This window comes from Granulicella sp. WH15, assembly GCF_009914315.1.
Lineage (GTDB): Bacteria > Acidobacteriota > Terriglobia > Terriglobales > Acidobacteriaceae > Edaphobacter.
In genome coordinates this window covers 2,697,493-2,715,146 of sequence record NZ_CP042596.1, presented here as the reverse complement: position 1 = coordinate 2,715,146, position 17,654 = coordinate 2,697,493, and the positions used below count along the sequence as shown (strand labels likewise).

Below are 17,654 nucleotides of genomic sequence, written 5' to 3'. Positions count from 1 at the left end.
ATTTGTCTTAATCCGTCTTGATTTGTTTTGCCTTATCCGCCTTTATCTTTTTTATCCCTTTTTCCCCGTTTCGCCTTGCTCTTGTCTCTCGCTTAGGGGTACATCCGGTACGGGCGGGTCTGGGTACGGAAGTTCTGAAGCGCGGGTTGGAAGGTGGCGTTGATGGCGCGGGGATCGTCGCCGCGAGTGAGGGCGGCGAGGGTGGCGGCGTTGGCGATGAGGTTTTTGGCCTGGCCGATGCGGAACTGGGCTGGGTAGAGCTTATGCAGCGCGGCGATGATCTCGAGGCCCAGCTCGCAGGAGTCGAGACGGTTGCGGTCGGTGACGCGGAAGGCGATGCCGGGGATCGTCTGGCCGTGGCTGGGGTAGTGGTTCTGGTCCTCGGCGACGGTGAGGGTGGTGGGGGTGATGGCGATGCCGGGGATCTGGCGGGCGGTCAGGTAGTCGGCGAGCTGGCGGGCGTCGATCCACGGCGCACCCAGGTGCTCGAAGGGGGTGGCGGTGCCGCGGCCTATGGAGATGTTGGTCTGCTCGGCCATGCCGATGCCGGGGTAGAGGACGTTGGCAGCAGGGGATTTGAGGTTGGGGCTGGGGTTGGTCCAGGGGAGGCCGGTCTCGTCCCAGAACATGGCGTGGGTCCAGTGGCGCATGGGGACAACGGTGAGCTGTGCGTGGAGGCCGGGGGCGGGTTTAGTGGCGGGGATCTCGCCGGTGATGGGGAGTTCAGAGGCGTTGGCGTTGAAGTAGCGGGCCAGCTCGCCCAGCGTCAGGCCGTGGCGGACGGGGATGGGCATGAAGTCGGTGTAGATGGACTCGAAGCCATAGTCGGAGATGGGGCCTTCGACCGCGCCCGCGATGGGGTTGGGGCGGTCGAGGAGGATGATCTCGAGGTGGGCGTGGGAGGCGGCTTCGAGGAAGTAGCCGACGAGGGTCTCGTAGGTCCAGAAGCGGACTCCGGCGTCCTGGAGGTCGATGACCACGGCGTCTAATCCGTCTAAGTCATTGGGTTTGGGGTGTTTGTCCGAGGGCTTGGGGCCGTAGAGGCTGATGACGGGCAGGTGGGTGAGGGGGTCCTGCTCGGCGGCGAGGTGCTCGGTGTCCTGGCGGCCGTAGAGGCCGTGCTCGGGCGAGAAGAGGGTTGTGAGCTGGATCTCGGGGAGCGCGTGGGCGAGCACGTCGACGGTGCGGCGCCCCTGGGCATCGAGGCCGGACTGGTTGGTGAGCAGGCCGATGCGGAGTTGGCCGCCGTGGCGGAGGGCGGCTTCGTGGAGGGCGGCGAAGTGGGTCTGCTCGAGCACGTCAATGCCGGTGAGGGTGGTAGGGGCGGGGACCAGGTCGATGAGGTGGTTGAAGCTGCGTTCATCCGGTGGTGCGTTGTTGGGGCCGAGGCCCAGAGCGCGGGCGGCTGCGGTGGCTACCTGGCCGCGCAGGGGGGAGATGCTCGCGCCGACCTTGGGGTGGATGGAGTTGGCCAGTAGGATGACGTAGGTGTTCGAGGCTGGGTCGAGCCAGAGGCTGGTGCCGGTAAAGCCAGTGTGTCCGAAGGAGCCGGGGCTGGCGGTGGTGGAGATGGGGAAGATTTCGCCGCGTGGGCGCGAGAAGGCTGTGTTGATGTCCCAGCCGAGGCCGTGGGAGGCGACGCCCTTGGTGGGCTGGCCGTCGGGGGTGAAGATGGTCGCGCCGGTCTGGGCGGTGGGCGGCTCGTTAGGGATGGTCATCAGTTGCAGGCTGCGCTGGCTGAGGGGGAACGGGCCGGTGTTGTGGAGGAGCCTGTCGAGCAGCGCCTGGGCGAAGAGGCTGGCGTCGTGCGCCGTGGAGAAGACCCCGGCGTGCCCGGCGACTCCGCCCATGCGGCGGGTGGTGGGATCGTGGACCGTGCCGCGGAGCAGGCGACCGAAGTCGGAGTTGGTGGCGGCTGTGCCTTCGTCATCGTGGGCCGTGGGGGCTACGTCGGCGATGGAGATGGCGGGGCGTGCTCTATCGGCGGGGACGGTGCTGGAAGCGATGGCAACGGTGTTCGGGGCAGCTTGCGACGGCGAAACTACGATGGACCCGAAGGGAGGTGAGAGGGGGTGATAGGTGGTGTGAATCATGCCCAGCGGCAGGAAGATCTTCTGCTGCGCGTAGACGTCGAGGTCGAGGCCGGAGGTGACTTCGACCAGTGCGCCGAGGGTGATGAAGTTGATGTCGGAGTACTTGAAGGTGAGGCCGGGAGGGCCGTAGGGGATGGCGGCCATGGCGCGGCGGATGCCCTCGGCCTTGTCGGGCGCGGCGAGGCCCCAGGCGTCCTTCAGGTCCACGTCCTCGGGCAGGCCGGAGTAGTGGGTGAGGAGCTGGCGGATGGTGATGCGGTCCTTGCCGTTCTGGGCGAAGGCGGGCAGGTAACGGGCGACGGGGGTGTCGAGGTCGAGCTTGTGCTGCTCGACCAACTGCATCACCGCTGTTGTTGTGACGAGCACCTTGCTGAGCGAGGCCATGTCGAAGACGGTGTCTTCGGTCATAGGCTCGGCGGGGGAGGGATTGCCGTCGGGGCCGGGTTCGCCCGCTAGTTTACGGACGCCGTAGGCTTGCTCGAAGACGACCTTGCCGTTGTGGCCGATGACGGCGATCGCGCCGGGGAGCTTCTTCTGGGCGATGGCCGTGTTGATGAGGTCGGAGACGGGAGCGAAGTTGTAAGCCTGGGCGCGGGCCAGCGGCGACGCCATCAGCAGCAGGACGACGGCGAGCGCGGTCACGGCTTGGCGGCGGGGTTTGGGCAGGATCAAGCTGGCCGCCGAGCCGATGGCGAAGGTGACGATGGCTCCAAGGAAGACGTACCAGGTGAAGGCAATGTGTGGGATGGCAATAATGGTTGGATGTCCCCAGCCTTCTTGAGCGGTTGGAGTGTAGAAATAGCCTGAGAACAGAATACGGCCGGGATAAAGCCAGAGCACTAAGTTGAAGGCGAAGCCGCAGACCATGCCCACGATGGCTCCCCACTGGGTGGCGTAGCGGGTGAGCGTGCCGAGAAGGAATACTCCCAGCAGCGCGCCGTAGGCCACCGAGGCGATGGAGAGGCCGGTCTCGACGACGTGGCCCTTGCCGCCCGCGTGGACCGAGTAGACGGCGATGGCGAAGAGCACCACGGCCCAGAGGACGGTGGAGACGCGGCTGACGACGGTGCGCTCGCGGTCGGCGGCGTGGGGGCGAAGGTGCATGTAGAAGTCGACGACGGTTGTAGAACTGAGGGAGTTGAGCGCGGCCGATAGGTTGGACATGGCCGCCGCGAGGATGGCGGCGACGAGCAGGCCAGCGATGCCGTGTGGCATCTGGCGGACGATGAAGGTGGGGAAGATGTAGTCGTTGGTGCGGAAGGTGGCCGGGTGCTGGCCGTAGAAGACCCAGAGGCCCGCGCCGATGAGCAGGAAGAGCGTGAACTGGACGAAGATGACTGCTCCCGAGGAGAGCAGGGCGAGGCGCGACTCGCGCAGGCTACGGGCGGCGAGCATCCGCTGCACCATCAATTGATCTGTCCCGTGGCTGGCCATCGTGAGGAAAGTCCCGCCGAGGACGCCCGCCCAGAAGGTGTACGAGCTGGTGAGGTTGAAGGCGAAGTTGAGCATGGTGAACTTGTGGGCGGGCGCGGCCAGGGCGTGGATGGCGCTCCAGCCGCCGGGGACCTGATGGCCCAGCGTGATGAGCGCGACGACGGTGCCGCCGATGTAGAGCGCCATCTGAACGACGTCGGTCCAGATGACTGCGGCCATGCCGCCCTCGAAGGTATAGAGAAGTGTCAGAGCAGAAATTATGGCAATAGACAAAGTATCGCCGGTGCCGATGGCGATGCCGACCACGATGGAGATGGCGAAGACGCGAACGCCCTCGGCTGCGGCGCGGGTGAGCAGAAACAGCCCGGCGGTTACCTTGTGGAGCACGGGGCCGAAGCGCTGGTCAATGAGCTGGTAGGCCGTGAGCATCGCGCCCTGGAAGTAGCGCGGCAGGAAGAGTGCCGCGACAACGATGCGGCCGAGCATGTAGCCGAGTACGACTTGCAGGAAGCCGAAGTTGCCCGCGAAGGCGACGCCGGGGATGGAGACGATGGTAAGGGTGCTGGTCTCGGCAGAGACGATGGAGAGCGCGATGGCCCACCAGGGGATGACGTTGTCGGCGAGGAAGTAGCTCTTCAGGGATTGGCCGGTGGTGGCGCGTTTGCTGAAGCGCAGGCCGAAGATGGTGATGGCCACGAGGTAGAGGGCGACCAGGGTGAGGTCGAATGGGGAGAGATGGGTGGCGGCGAGCGGCACGGGCATGTGGGGGTTAGTTTATAGCGGGGAGGGAGTTGTGGGGCGTTCGGAGTTTGGGAATTGCAAAAACAAAGACAACAGCAGATTCCTGCGCTTCGCTCCTGAATGACAACCCAAAAAACAGACAACGGCAAAGGCTTGTCGGATGGGGGACGCAACAACATTGGTCCTCCCGCTGGTTAGAAACAAAGATGCTTGCTTCCGACCAGCGGGAGGACCTCAGAAGATCATTCACCCATACCGCCCCGAGGACGGCACGAAGTGCTATTGCTTGGGTGTTTCGGTGGGCTGCGCGGGGGGAGCGGGCGGCTGGTCGGAGATGGCGATCAGCTCCACGTCGAAGATCAGCTCGGCCTTCTCGGGGATGGCGGGCGGGTGTCCGGCCTCGCCGTAGGCGAGTTGGTAGGGAACGAAGAGGCGACGCTTGCCGCCGACGTGCATCCCTTCGAAGCCGGTGTCCCAGCCTGCGATGACCTGGTGTGCGCCGTAGGGGAAGGTGAAGGGCTGGCCGCGGTCGACCGAGGAGTCGAACTTGGTGCCGTCGAGCAGGTAGCCGGTGTAGTGGACGGTGTACCACTTGCGCGGTACGGCGGGCTCGCCGGTGCCGATGACGGTGTCGATGTAGCTGAGGGCGTAGAGGGGCTTGGCGCAGCCGGTGACGGCGGGAATCTTATCGGACATGGTTGTGGTGGTGGCGCAGGTGGGGGCCGCTGCGGCTGCGGCGTGGTGGACGGCTGTCGTGGTGTGGTGGACTGGCGGCTTGGTTACGGTTTTGGGAGCGGCCGGGGTCGTGGTCTGGGCGAAGGCTGAGACGGATAGGGTGAGGATGGTAAGGGTGGTTGTCAGCTTCATGGTTTGGACCGATGTTACAGGGTTTTGGGTGACGAGTGGGAGAGGATTGCCGCGCCGGTTTATGCTGCTGGTGTGATCGCGTCTCCTCAACGAAGTGCGATGTGTGCCGCTCGAGGCTGGCTGAATGAAAACTGGCTGTATGCGGGCCTGACGGGAGGCTGCTTTTATCTCGCCATGCTGCCGCTGCTTCGGCCAGCCCATTCGGGAGCCTGGAGTACGCCCGATCTGCTGCTCTACCTTCAGCTTCCTTTGTATATGAGCCATCAGCTTGAGGAGCACTATCATGACCGCTTTCGCCTCTACGTCAATACTCACCTGGGGCATGGTTGTGAGCTTCTGACGAAGGACGCGGTCACGTTCATCAACGTCATCAGCGTCTGGTGCGTCGATCTCCTGGCTCTGTACGGTGCCCGGTTCGGCTGCGTCTCGTGGGCTCTTGCGGCCTTCTATCTGGCGATCGTCAACGGCATCGTTCATCTTCTGGCCGCACTGCGCACGCGCAACTACAATCCGGGCCTGGTTACGGCGCTTGTGTTGCTGCTTCCGGCGGCCTCGAGGGGAGCGGCGGTCTACTCTCGCGCAAATCATCTGGGAGCGGGGGAGAATCTGGGGTACGCCGGGCTGGCCGTCGCTCTGCACGCGGCGATCATTGCTTATGTCGCTCGGCGCAGGGCCATCCTGATTGCGTCGCGCGTCTAGGTGGGAGTGCGGAGGAGGAAGTAGGCTCCGGCGAAGGTGAAGAGTAGGTCCGGGGTCCACGCGGCCAGCGGCGGGGGCAGCGTGTTGACGTTGCCCATCGCCTCAAACAGGCTGCTGACGCCGAGGTAAAGAACCGCCAGCAGGATCGCCACGGCAAACCCAGCCACGCCGCCGCGCTTGCCCGTGCTCAGCGCAAAGGGCACCGCCAGCACCGCCATGACCAGCGTGATGGCCGGGTAGGCGATCTTGCGGTTGAGCTGGACGCTGAGGCGCTTGACGTCGAAGCCCGACTGGCGCAGGTCGTTGATGTACGCGGTCAGCTCGTTGAAGGACATCTCCTGCGACTGGCGATCTTCCTTCTTGAAGTACTGGGGCTGCTCGCGGATCTCGGGGAAGCTGGTGAGCACGAAGGGATCGTAGGAGGCGATGGTCTCGCCTGCAAAGGAGCGCTGCCAGCCGTTCTCAAAGACCCAGCGGTTCACCCGTGCGTCCCAGCGGGCGGAGGAGGCGAAGATGCGCTTCTTCAGGGTGAAGGAGGCCGGGTCGAACTCGAAGACGGTGATGTTGGCGAAGACGTTCCGGTCGGAGTCGAAGAACTGGTAGTAGAAGATGCGGGTGGGCAGGTCGTTGGTCAGCTTGGTGGGCAACGGATCGCCGGGGGCGATAGGAGAATTCGTACGGTCTTCGGCGACGGTCTGGCCCGAGATCCACTGGCGGTCGGGGCGCAGGAAGGTCTGCGCGGGCTTGCCCTTGATGACGTAGCGGAGCGCCTCCTGGCGGCGGTTGGCGGCGGGCAGGTAGAACTCGTCGAAGGCGAAGAGAGAGACGCCCACGACCGCTGTGAGCACCAGCACCGGCGCGACGATGCGGTAGAGCGAGAGGCCGCTGGCCTTCATGGCCGTCAGCTCGGACGAGCGCGAGAGCGAGCCGAAGGTGATGAGCACGGCGACCAGGACGCAGAGCGGGGTGACGTTGTAGAGGATGAAGGGGATGAGATTGAGGAGATAGTCGCCTACGGTGACCAGCGGCGTGCGGTTCTTGATGATGTCGCCGATCAGCTCGAAGAAGGTGAAGATGAGGAAGAGCGTGGAGAGCGAGCCGAGGACCAGGGCGAAGTTGGCCCCGAACTCGCGCATGATGTAGTCGTCGAGGATGAGCGGGAACTGGATGCCGAGGGCGGAGCGGACGCGCTGGGGTATGGTGTCGGTTAGGTCGCGCTCGTGGGGAATCTTCCCGGCCTGGCTGGGGCGCAGGCGGCCGAGCAGGCGAGAGAGGGCCACGCCGATGGAGGAGAAGAGGCTGAGTGCGACGCCGCCGCGGGACATCTGTTGCAGCAATAGGATTCCGGCTGCGGCGAAGAGGATGTTGGCTCCCCAGACGCCGAGGAGGGGCGGCAGGCGGCCGGTCTTGGCGAGAGCTTCTCCGACAGAGGAGAGGAAGTAGTAGACGAAGACCAGCAGGATGGTGAGGACGAAGCCGGTGGACTTGCCTCCGCGCTTGGACGAGAGGCCCAGCGGTACGCCGACCAGCATCAGGACGAGGCAGGCGAAGGGGTAGGAGAAGCGCTTGTTCAGCTCGATCCGGTAGATGCGGGCGTTGGTAGGGGTGGGGTTGAAGAGCGCTCGCAGGGGCAGCGCGTGGATGGGCGTGTCGACGCGGGAGAGGTGCGTGTCCTCCTGCGCGCCGGTCTGGATGGGGAGCTGCGTGGTGACGAAGGTGGAGATGTCGTACTGGTTGGGGTCGGTGGGCGAGATGCTGTGCTGGCCGCCGTCGTGGAGGTGCAGCTCGATGGTGCCGGGCGCGCCGGGGGTGACGAGGGCCTGGGCGGCGGTGGTGATGTGCGGGGTGGCTGGCTCGGTCAGGTCGGCCAGGAAGACGTGGTGCCAGAGCGCCGCGCCCGAGGCCGGGGTGACGTCCTGAACGTAGAGGACGTAGTTCTTGAAGTCTTCGTAGAAGACGCGGGGCTGGACCTCGAAAGATGCTTGAGAGGACTTGAGGGAGTCTTCGAGCGCGAGCAACGCGGCGGCGGCGCGGGGAGCGAGGTAGAGCGAGTTGCCGAGGCCGATCAGCAGCGCGGCGAAGGAGATGATGGAGACGATGCGGACGAAGTCGAGCGCGCCCATGCCCGCGGCGCGCATGGCGGTGATCTCGGAGTCGGCCGCGAGGCGCGAGAGGCCGAGCAGGATGCCGACCAGCACCGCCATCGGGATGGTGACGGTGAGGGCGTTGGGCAGCGTGTAGGCGAAGAGCTTGCCGACGTCGGTGATGGAGGCCGAGTTGCGCACGACGATCTCGAGGATCTTGCCGAGGTCGCGCATGAAGAGCACGAAGGTGAAGACCACGCCGCCCAGCAGGGCGTGAGAGAGAACTTCGCGGAGAAGGTAGCGGGTGAGAAGGCGCATGGGGCGGTGGGACTTCGAGCGATCTTCGCGCGGGCTTCGATCGGTCGGGGTCCGTGATCCATGATAACGCTAGTGGAAGCGGCGCAGGCGCAGGGAGTTGAGCAGGACCGAGGTGCTCGAGAGCGCCATTGCGGCTGAGGCCAGCACCGGGCTGAGCAGGATGTGGAAGTGCGGGTAGAGGAGACCGGCGGCGATGGGTAGGCCGCAGGCGTTGTAGGCCACCGCCCAGCCGAGGTTCTGGCGCATGGTGCGGGTGGTGCGGCGGGCCAGGCGGATGGCTGTGGGGATGGCGCGGAGGTCGATCTCGCCGTGGGCTGCGCCGCTCATCAGGATCAGGTCGGCGGCCTCGCGGGTCAGGTCGGTGCCGGTGGAGACGGCGATGCCGGTGTCGGCCTGGGCGAGTGCGGCGGCGTCGTTGAGGCCGTCTCCGGCCATGGCTACGGTGCGGCCCTGCTGTTGCAGGCTGCGGATGACGGTGAGCTTGTCCGCCGGGAGCAGTGAGGCGTGGGTGTCGGCGGGGGAGATGCCGCACTGCGCGGCGATGGAGGCGGCTGTTTGTGGGTTGTCGCCGGTGAGCATATGCGCGGAGACGTGCAGGGATGCCAGTTGGCCGATGGCTTCGGGGGCGCTGGGGCGGAGAGTGTCTTTTGCCTGAAGGGTGAGAACGTGGGTGCCGTTTACCGCTAGATGGAGCTGGGTGGTGGCCTCGGGAGTGGTCTGCTGCATGAGGGGGATGTGCAGCGACTCGAGGAGCGTTGCGTTGCCGATGGCTACGGGCTGGCCGTTGTGTGTGGCGACGATGCCCTGACCGGGGATGGTTTTTACGTCCGCTAGCTTGGGTGTGGCCGTGGCCGTGGCCGTGGCGGCGGCGTAGGCGATTACGGCGCTGGCCAGTGGGTGTTCGGAGTACTGTTCGAGCGCGGCTGCGAGGGGCAGGAGCTGGCTGGGGTCGGCGTCGGGCGCGAAGTCGGCGGAGGTGATGGAGGGATGGCCCTCGGTGAGGGTGCCGGTCTTGTCGAAGGCGAGGGTGTCGGTGCTTGCGAGACGCTCGAGGGCTTCGCCGTTGCGGACGAGGATGCCGAGCTGCGCGGCGCGGCCTATCCCGACCGTGAGGGCTGCGGGAACGGCGAGGCCCATCGCGCAGGGGCAGGCGATGACCAGCACCGCGATGGCGATGGAGAAGGCGCGGGGTAGCGAGTGGTCGAACGCCAGCCAGAGGGCGAAGGTGACCGCCGCCAGCACCAGGATGGAGGGCACGAAGATGGCCGAGGCTCGGTCGGCGAGCTTCTGCATGGGGGCGCGGCTGGACTGGGCCTCGGCCAGCAGACGATGGAGCTGCGCGAGGACGCTGGACGCGCCGAGGGTGGTGGCGCGCAGGGTGAGCGGGCCGTCGAGGTTGATGGTGCCGCCGATGACCGCGCTGTCGGGGGTCTTGAGGACGGGCTGGGACTCGCCGGTGAGGAGTGACTCGTCTACCGTGGAGCGGCCGGTGAGGACGACACCATCGACCGGGACGCGTTCGCCGGGGCGGAGCTGGATGGTGTCCTCGGGCTGGACCTCTTCGAGGGGGATCTCGGTTTCGGTGCCGTTGCGGAGGACGCGGGCGGTTGTGGGTTGGAGCTTGGCGAAGGCGGCTAGGGCGGACTGGGTGCGGTTCTTGGCGCGGGCGTCGAGGAGCGAGCCTAAGAGCAGGAAGGCGAGGATGAAGTCGACGGCCTCGAAGTAGACATCGGGGGCGAGGCCGTGGCTGGTGAAGGCTGTGGGGGCGATGGTCGCCACTGCCGAGTAGAAGAACGCGGCCAGTGTGCCGATGGCGACCAGCGTGTTCATGTTGGTCGCCCTGTGGCGGGCTGCGGCGAAGGCGCGACGGTAGGTCTCGGGGCTGGTGAAAAGCATCACTGCTGCGGTGATCGCCAGCAGCAGCCAGCGGACAGGCTCAGCGGGCAGGCTCATCAGCGCGGCGGGCATGAGCGGCATCAGGAGATTGTCGACGGCGCGCAGAAGTGGGTCGGGAGTCTCGGTGGCCATCATCAGCGGCATGGAGAGGAGCATAGCCGCCACGGCTGCGGCCAGTGCCAGCGCGGCTCTCAGGGGGAGATGGGACTCGTCCTGCTCTTCCGCGACGGTGGCTGTGGTGGGGGCAAGGGCCTCGTAGCCGGACTCATGAACGGCTTCGATGAGGGTCTCGATGGGGGCCGTGCCTTCGACCGTGGCCTGGTTAGCCAGCAGGGAGACGGTGGCCGAGGTGACGCCGGGAGTGGCGAGCAGGGCCTTCTCCACGTGGATCTGGCAGGCGCTGCACGACATGCCGACGATGGGGAGAACGACCTTGCTGGCAGTACTCATGTGGCGCTCATTTCATTGCTTTATTGCTCGATGTGGGTGGGGAAGCCGGTCTTTTGCATGGCGGCCAGGATCTGCTCCGGCGTGGCTGTGGTCTCAATGCGGGCCGTGCCGATATAGACCTCTTCGACTTTGGTGTCGGGCAGGCTGTTGAGGGCCTGGGTGACGCGGCGGATGCAGGCGTCGCAGTGCATGTTGTCGATCTTTAGAGTGGTCATATTGGTTGGATGCTCCCTTGTGGTTGGCGGGTTCAGGGTTGGGGTTCGGGCAGGAAACGGTAGCCGATGCCGCGGACGGTGACGAGGTGCTGCGGGCTGGCCGGGTCGTCTTCGATGTAGCGGCGCAGGCGCACGATGAAGTTGTCGACGGCGCGGGTGTCGGTGTCCTCGTGGACGCGCCAGACCTGCTCGAGGATATCTTTGCGGGGGACAATCTCGCCGGCGTGGTCGACGAAGTGGCGGAGCAGGTCGGCCTCCATCAGGGTGAGGCGGGTGACGCGGTCGCCGGGGGCTTCGAGCTCCAGCGTGTCGAAGTGGATGGTGCGACCGTTGAAGGTGTAGGAGTCGGTGGAGGGCTTGGGGTCGGGTTCCGGTGCGGAGGGGCGATGCCAGGAGGCTCGGCGCAGCAGGGTTTTGAGGCGGACGAAGAGCATCTCCAGGTCGAAGGGCTTGCCGAGGTAGTCGTCGGCTCCGGCGTTCAGGCCCTCAAGGACGTCCTGCGGGTGGGAGCGGGCGGTGAGCATCAGGACAGGGAAGTAGAGGGCGTGGTCGCGCAGCTCGCGGACGATCTCGAAGCCGCTCTTGCCGGGGAGCATCACGTCGAGGAGGATGGCTCCGATGTCGTCGGTGGTGGTGAGGAGGTAGTCGAGGGCTTCGGCGCCGTCGGCGTGGTGGAGGACACGGTAGCCCTCGGCCTCCAGGTTGAAGAGGAGGCCCTGGGCGAGGTGCTCTTCGTCTTCGACGACGATGATGAGGGGTTTGGTGGCCATCGTGGTTATTATCACGGATTGGTGGCGAGTTGGCTGTGATGGAAAACGCGAAGCGTCGAGTACCGCACGAAGTGCCGCCCGCCCGGCGTTAGGGCGTTTTTGCTTCTATAGGATCGGCTGGCCGTAAATGTAGGTTGTTTGGAGCTGGCCGGTGGGGGTGTAGAGGTTGAAGTTGGCGGGCTGGCCGGGCTGCATGGTGGTCAGGCTCTCGGTGAGGCCGAGCATCGCGGCGGGGTTGGCGCTGGCGCAGCGGACGGCGGTGGCGAGGTCGGTTCCCGTGAAGGCCTGCAGGTTGGCTACGGCGCGGTCGAGCGTGAGGACCGATCCGGCAAGCGTCTCGGGCGCGGCGGTGAGGGTGCAGCGGTGGTCGTGGACCGTGACCGAGAGCGGGCCGAGGACGTAGGTGCCGTCGGGCATTCCGGTGGCGGAGATGCCGTCGGTGATGAGGATGGCTTTGTCTTGCTTTTGCGCGAGCCAGAGGCGGACCAGCGCGGGGTGGACGTGGATGCCGTCGCAGATGAGGTCGGCGTAGATATCGGGCCGGTCGAGGATGGTGCCGACGACGCCGGGCTCGCGGTGGTCGAGCGGGCGCATGGCGTTGAAGAGGTGAGTGGAGGAGGTGGCTCCGGCGGCGATGGCGGCCAGGGTCTCGGCGGCGGTGGCGTTGGTGTGGCCGAGGGTTACTTTGACGCCGGAGTGAGTGGCGTGGGCGATCAGGTCGAGTGCGCCGGGTGTCTCCGGGGCGATGGTGAGCAGACGGATGTGGCCTCGGGCGGCCTGCTGGAAGCGGTCGAATAGCTCGATGGAGGGCGGCTGTAGCAGATCCGTCGGGTGGACACCGCGCTTGGCGTGGGAGAGGAATGGGCCTTCGAGGTGGATGCCCAGCGGGGTGGCCTCGTTGGCGGGTATGGGCGACTCGATGAGGTTGGCGAGGGCGTCGAGGGCGTGGAGGGTGGCGTCGATGGAGGCGGTGACGGTGGTGGGGAGGTAGTGGGAGGTTCCGCGTGAGGCGAGGAAGCGCTGGATGCGGGAGAGGCCCTTGGGCGTGGCGACCATGAGGTCTTCCCCGGCGGCTCCGTGGATGTGGATGTCGAGGAAGGTGGAGGTGAGGATGGCCTCGCTACGGATGGCGGGGTCGGTAGAGATGTCTTCGATGCGGCCAGCGGCGTCGATGGTGATGGAGGGGTACTCGATGGTGCCGAGGGACGTGATGAGGGTGCGGGCGGTGAGGGGGGGCATGGTTTACCAGGACTCGGAGAGGTCTTGCCAGGTTGGATTAAGGTGTTCGATCAAGGCTAGCCTCTTTTCGCGGGATTCGTCTTTGAGTTCTTTTTCGCGGGCGATGGCGTTGAGGACGTACTGGAAGTGTTCGTAGTGTACGAGACGGGTGATGTTGTAGTGGGCTGTGTGGGTGTCGGGGCGGAGTTGTTTGTGCTCGGAGATGCGGCGGAAGAGGTCGTTGGTGATGCCGATGTAGAGGTTTCGGGAGGGGCTCGCGAGGATGTAGACGTAGAAGTGGTACTTCCTCGGGGGCATGGAGGCTCCGTGGTGGGAAAGGCAAATGCAACGGCAAAAGCAGAAGCAGATTCCTCCGCTTCGCTCCTGAATGACAACCAAAAAAACTGACAACGGCAAGTGCAAGAACTGGCAACGGCAAGTGCAAGAACAAGGGCAACGGCTATGATGCCGTTGCCCTTGCGGTTAGCGGAGGGGCAGGCCCAGGTCGTTGGGGCTGGGTAGGGTTTGGGTGCTGCTCCACTGGCGCTGGGCGGCGCGGAACTTGTCGCTGCGGGCGAACCAGAGGTTGATGGTGTAGTCGTAGTGCTCGAGGACCGGGCGCAGGGCGTAGGAGCGGTTGGTGCGGAGCCAGCCCGAGGCGTACATGTCGCGGAGCAGGGAGTAGGTGTCGATGACGTCGTGCAGGCGGCCGTTGATGCCGTTGATCTCGCTCAGATCGCGGCCAACCGAGTCCTTCGTCTTCTTGTCGCGGCTGGTTTGGTTGGCGAGTGCGCGGTTGTAGCCGTCGACGATCTCGTCGGCTAGCTGGAACTTGAGGCCGATGAAGTCGAAGCGGCGAGCTCCCAGCTCCAGCGCGTCGATGGCGTCAGGCTCGCGGAGGTTGAACTGCGCGGCTCCCGAGGCTGCGGCGTCGTAGAGGCCGGGGGAGCGGGTCTCAGGGGCGGGGTGTGTGGCCGGGCCTGCGGCCTGCTTGGCCTGGGCGATGAGGGTGAGGGCACGCTCGGCGTGCAGGCGCAGGTCGTGCAGGTAGGGGCGGATCTTCTCGGCGTTCTTCTGGCCGTCCTTTGAGAAGGGGTCGATCCAGAAGAGGCCGTCGGAGCCGTCGCCGACCTTGGCCTGGTTGCGGAGCAGGTCGTGCGCGGCCATCAGCTCGATCTGGGCCTGGTTGAGCGCGCCGGTGGCGTCGCCGTGGAAGACCTGTGCGTAGGACTGCTCGAAGGCGGGGATGGAGGACTCGCCCTGCTGCCAGCCGGCGGCGGCTCCGAAGAGCAGGCCGTACCAGTTGTTGCTGGCGAGCGATTCGCCGTCGTCGTACCAGATGGTGTTCAGCTCGCCGGTGGCGCCGAGGCGCTGGCCGTCACGCACGAAGCCCTGAATGTTGGCCAGGGCGTCGTTCTGGTTGGGGTAGACGCGGGACCAGTTGCCGACGCCGGGCGCAACCCAGGTCTCGAAGCCCGCGCTGGTGAAGGGGGTGATGTACTTGTCGTAGCCCTTGGGCGAGGGGGCGTACCACCAGGGGATGGCGATGGTAGCGCGCTTGAAGGACTCGGGAAGGTTCTTGAGCAGCATGGGCGAGGTCTGGGTGACCTCCTGCGCGATGTCGCCCCAGAAGAGGATGCGGCGATTGAGCGGCTGGAGGGCCGTGGTGACCTTTTGCAGGAAGTCGAGGTAGACGGGGCCGAGGCCGCGCGTGTCCACGTCAGCCTTGGTCTGGCCGATGCCGAGGTCGGCCGTTTCATCCGCGCCGATGTGGAGGAACGGGCCGGGGTAGAGGGCGGCCAGCTCGGTGAACATCTGCTGGATGTAGGCGACAGAGCCGGGCTGCGCGGGGGCGAGGACGTTGCCGTGAGGGGTCTCGGCGACGGCGCTGTACTGCTCCCAGGTGAGGTTGTGATGGAGGTGGCCGAATGCCTCCTGCTCGGGCACGACGAGGACGTGGTAGGGCTTGGCGTAGGCGACCAGGGCACGGGCGTCGGCGGCGGTCATGGCTCCGCCCGGAGGCGCGGGCAGCGGGTTCGAGGCGTACTCCTGAATGTGCTCGAAGTAGGGGCTGTAGAGGTTGACCTTGTAGGCGGCGAGCGTGCGGACGAGCTTCTTCTGGAACTCGAGCGTGTCGACCGGGCCGCGGGAGAGGTCGTCCTGGACGCCGCGGTACTTCATGGCGGGCCAGTCGCGGACGGTGACCGCGTGGAGCACGGCTGCGGAGCCGTCGTGCTCGATGAGCTGCTTGAGGGTCTGGATGCCGTAGAAGAGACCCTCGGCGGTGGCGGCGGTGATAGTGAGGCCCTGCGCGGTGGTGGCGATGGTGTAGCCCTCGGGCTTCATCTCGGCGGGCAGGGACTGGGAGCGGACGAGCTGGACGGGGTATGCCCCGGAGGTGGAGACGGCGCGGATGGCGAGGGTCTGGGTCAGTTCCTGGACGGCGAAGGCATCGTCGCTGTCGGTGGAGCAACTGGCGCAGAGGATGCGGATGCCGCGGGAGAGCGGGATGTCGGCGGCAGTGACGTGCAGCTCGCGCGGCATCGGGATGAGCTTGAGTGAGGCGGTTTGGGCGGCGGAGGGCAGGGCGGCGGCCAGCAGGATCGCGGCGAAGGCGGGGCTGGGGAGAGCGGGTCTGCGAAGCGACATAACACTAGGGTAAACCAGAGGTTTAAGTCGTAGGCAGAGAGGTCTCCGGGACGGGCTGTGAGCCACTGGCGGAGGCTTCGAAGGTAGGTTCCGGGTAACCGGGAGTAGTGGCTTAAGTGTTAATAGCGTGTGAATTGTGGGATGGATTAGCGATCTATTCATACGCTTTGGGGAGCATGGACCAAAGAGCCAGGGAGACAAGCCGAAGTAGGCGAGATGATCGCAAACGGATGCACGCCCTGAGCCTTGTTTGAATTTCGAGAGGCTCCATGACGAAGCAGATGAAGGCCGCTATGGCGGCAATGTTGATGGTGGGCACACTGCCGATGCAGGCACAGACAGCGACCACCACCAAGCATGTGACCGCCAAAAAGAAGCGGCCGGTAGTAACTAAAAAGGCACCGGTGGAGAGCGCGATAACCCGCGAGCTTCGTGAGCTGCGCGAGAAGCAGGCTGCGCAGCAGGCACAGATCGATGCACTAACAAATGCGAATGCGGCCAAGGATGCCCAGTTGGCGGCGGCGCAGCAGTCGGCCCAGAGCGCACAGACCCAGGCCCAGGCAGCCACCGCGGCGGCCCAGAGCGTGAACGCAACCGTCCAGGCCAACACCGACGCGGTGCAGGCCCTGAAGACCAACGTAACCGATCTGCAGACGACCAACACTGGCCTCGCCACGACGATCAGCGCGAACAAGACCGAGATCCTTCAGCAGATCGAAAGCCCGACCACGATCCGCTACAAGGGCATCACGATTACCCCGGTTGCCTTCTTCGCCCTTGAAGGTGTTTACCGGCAGCGTTCGATCAACTCCGACATCAATACCCCCTTCAACACCACGCCGTTTTCGGGTGCGACCGATGCTCACACCAGCGAGCTGAACTTCTCGGCGCGGCAGAGCCGCATCGGTGGTCTGTTTGAGGGCACGGCGGCGAATATTCGTCTGTCTGGCTACTTCGAGACGGACTTTCTCAGCTCGGGTGCGACCTCGAACAACAACCAGTCGAACAGCTACACGTTGCGCGTACGCCAGATCTGGGGCAAAGCGGAGACGCAGAGCGGCTTCGCGGTCACCGGCGGACAGACCTGGTCGCTGTTGACCGAGACCGGCCGCTCGACCGATGTGCGGACCGAGAAGCTGCCGAACACGATCGACCCTCAGTACATGGTCGGTTATACGTGGGCGCGTCAGCCTGGCATCCGTCTGCAGCAGCGGATCAACGGACCCATGCCCGGATCGGCTCTGACCTTCGCGCTCGCGCTGGAGCAGGCCCAGATCATCTACAGCGGCACGACCAACGCTCCCACGAACTTTGAGTTCGGCGCGCCGGGTCAGAGCGGCGGTCTGTACAACGCCTTCAACGGCAACTACACCAACAACGTGGCTCCCGATGTAATCGCGAAGATCGCTGCCGATACGAAGCAGGTTCACTTCGAGGTTGCCGGTGTCGCCCGCTTCTTCCGCGCTCGTGTCTATCCTGGCGTTGCTTCGGCGGCGACGGGCGTACCGGCTACGGCGGGTGCGGCTCCTTACAACGACACCAAGACGGGTGGCGGTGTGGAAGCTGGTCTGCGGTATAACAGCAAGTTCGTGGATGTCGCCGGTACGTTTATGTACGGTCAGGGCATCTCGCGTTACGGCTCGGCCACTCTGAGCGACGTGACGGTTCACCCGAACGGAACGCTGGAGCCGATCCGCAGCTCGCACGGCATGTTCTCGCTGGAGACGCATCCGACCAAGAAGTTCGACGTGTATGCCTACTACGGCGGCGAGTATGCGCAGCGCACGGTGTATGCGACCGGCGTGGCGGCTACTCCGTTCACCGGCTACGGCTCGATCAACACCAACGACACGGGTTGCAGCACCGAGGTCGCACCGACCTCGAGCGGCTTCACCGGATCGGTTACCCCGGCTGGATCGTGCGCAGGCGCGACGCGTTACATCCAGGAGGGCATGATCGGCTTCACGTACAAGGCGGTCAACAGCCCGCGCTTCGGCCGTCTGCAGTATCAGGCGACCTATAGCTACCTGGCTCGTACGCTGTGGGAGGGTTTGACCTCCGGCACGTATGGCTCGTCGAGCGCCCAGTTCGGCTCGCCGAAGGCGACCAACGGCATGGTGCACGTGGGTATGCGTTACTACATCCCGTAAACAGCAGGCAAGAATGGAAAGAGGCACCCGAGGTTTGGGTGCCTCTTTCTTTTTGTCTGCTCCATTCGGG

At 65.4% G+C, this 17,654-nt stretch carries 11 protein-coding genes; 2 read left to right on the top strand and 9 right to left on the bottom strand.

Annotated elements, in window-relative coordinates:
* Positions 1 to 92: 92 nt before the first annotated feature.
* Positions 93 to 4,289: a sodium/solute symporter gene (locus FTO74_RS11280; RefSeq protein WP_162538243.1), complete on the bottom strand. Its 4,197-nt coding sequence runs from the start codon at positions 4,287 to 4,289 to the stop codon at positions 93 to 95.
* Between the two features lie 258 nt (positions 4,290 to 4,547).
* Positions 4,548 to 5,135, bottom strand: coding sequence for an FKBP-type peptidyl-prolyl cis-trans isomerase (locus tag FTO74_RS11275; protein WP_162538242.1), 588 nt, complete (start codon positions 5,133 to 5,135; stop codon positions 4,548 to 4,550).
* 99 nt (positions 5,136 to 5,234) lie between these two features.
* On the opposite strand from FTO74_RS11275, the gene FTO74_RS11270 reads away from it, so the two are divergent.
* On the top strand, positions 5,235 to 5,834 hold the full coding sequence (locus FTO74_RS11270; protein WP_162538241.1) for an HXXEE domain-containing protein: 600 nt from the start codon (positions 5,235 to 5,237) through the stop codon (positions 5,832 to 5,834).
* On the opposite strand, the gene lptF is transcribed toward FTO74_RS11270, so the two are convergent.
* From lptF to FTO74_RS11235, 7 genes are all read right to left on the bottom strand, one after another.
* Entirely contained in the window at positions 5,831 to 8,236 is a 2,406-nt protein-coding gene (gene lptF / locus FTO74_RS11265) for an LPS export ABC transporter permease LptF (protein WP_162538240.1), read from the bottom strand. The genes FTO74_RS11270 and lptF overlap by 4 nt on opposite strands.
* A gap of 69 nt (positions 8,237 to 8,305) precedes the next feature.
* Positions 8,306 to 10,582, bottom strand: coding sequence for a heavy metal translocating P-type ATPase (locus FTO74_RS11260; RefSeq protein ID WP_162538239.1), 2,277 nt, complete (start codon positions 10,580 to 10,582; stop codon positions 8,306 to 8,308).
* Between the two features lie 20 nt (positions 10,583 to 10,602).
* Complete coding sequence (locus FTO74_RS11255; protein WP_162538238.1) at positions 10,603 to 10,797, bottom strand: heavy-metal-associated domain-containing protein; 195 nt, start codon at positions 10,795 to 10,797, stop codon at positions 10,603 to 10,605.
* Between the two features lie 32 nt (positions 10,798 to 10,829).
* Positions 10,830 to 11,567 carry a response regulator transcription factor gene (locus tag FTO74_RS11250; protein ID WP_162538237.1) on the bottom strand — a complete coding sequence of 246 codons (738 nt, stop codon included), beginning with the start codon at positions 11,565 to 11,567 and terminating at the stop codon, positions 10,830 to 10,832.
* A 105-nt stretch (positions 11,568 to 11,672) separates the two neighbouring features.
* A complete protein-coding gene (gene nagA / locus FTO74_RS11245) occupies positions 11,673 to 12,806 on the bottom strand; it encodes an N-acetylglucosamine-6-phosphate deacetylase (protein ID WP_162538236.1) in 1,134 nt (377 codons plus the stop codon).
* 3 nt (positions 12,807 to 12,809) lie between these two features.
* Entirely contained in the window at positions 12,810 to 13,103 is a 294-nt protein-coding gene (locus tag FTO74_RS11240; RefSeq protein WP_162538235.1) for a GIY-YIG nuclease family protein, read from the bottom strand.
* Between the two features lie 165 nt (positions 13,104 to 13,268).
* Positions 13,269 to 15,434, bottom strand: coding sequence for a beta-N-acetylhexosaminidase (locus tag FTO74_RS11235; protein ID WP_162538234.1), 2,166 nt, complete (start codon positions 15,432 to 15,434; stop codon positions 13,269 to 13,271).
* Positions 15,435 to 15,703: 269 nt separating this feature from the next.
* On the opposite strand from FTO74_RS11235, the gene FTO74_RS11230 reads away from it, so the two are divergent.
* Positions 15,704 to 17,584 (top strand): hypothetical protein, encoded by a 1,881-nt coding sequence (locus FTO74_RS11230; RefSeq protein ID WP_162538233.1) that lies wholly within the window; start codon positions 15,704 to 15,706, stop codon positions 17,582 to 17,584.
* The last annotated feature ends 70 nt before the right edge of the window (positions 17,585 to 17,654 follow it).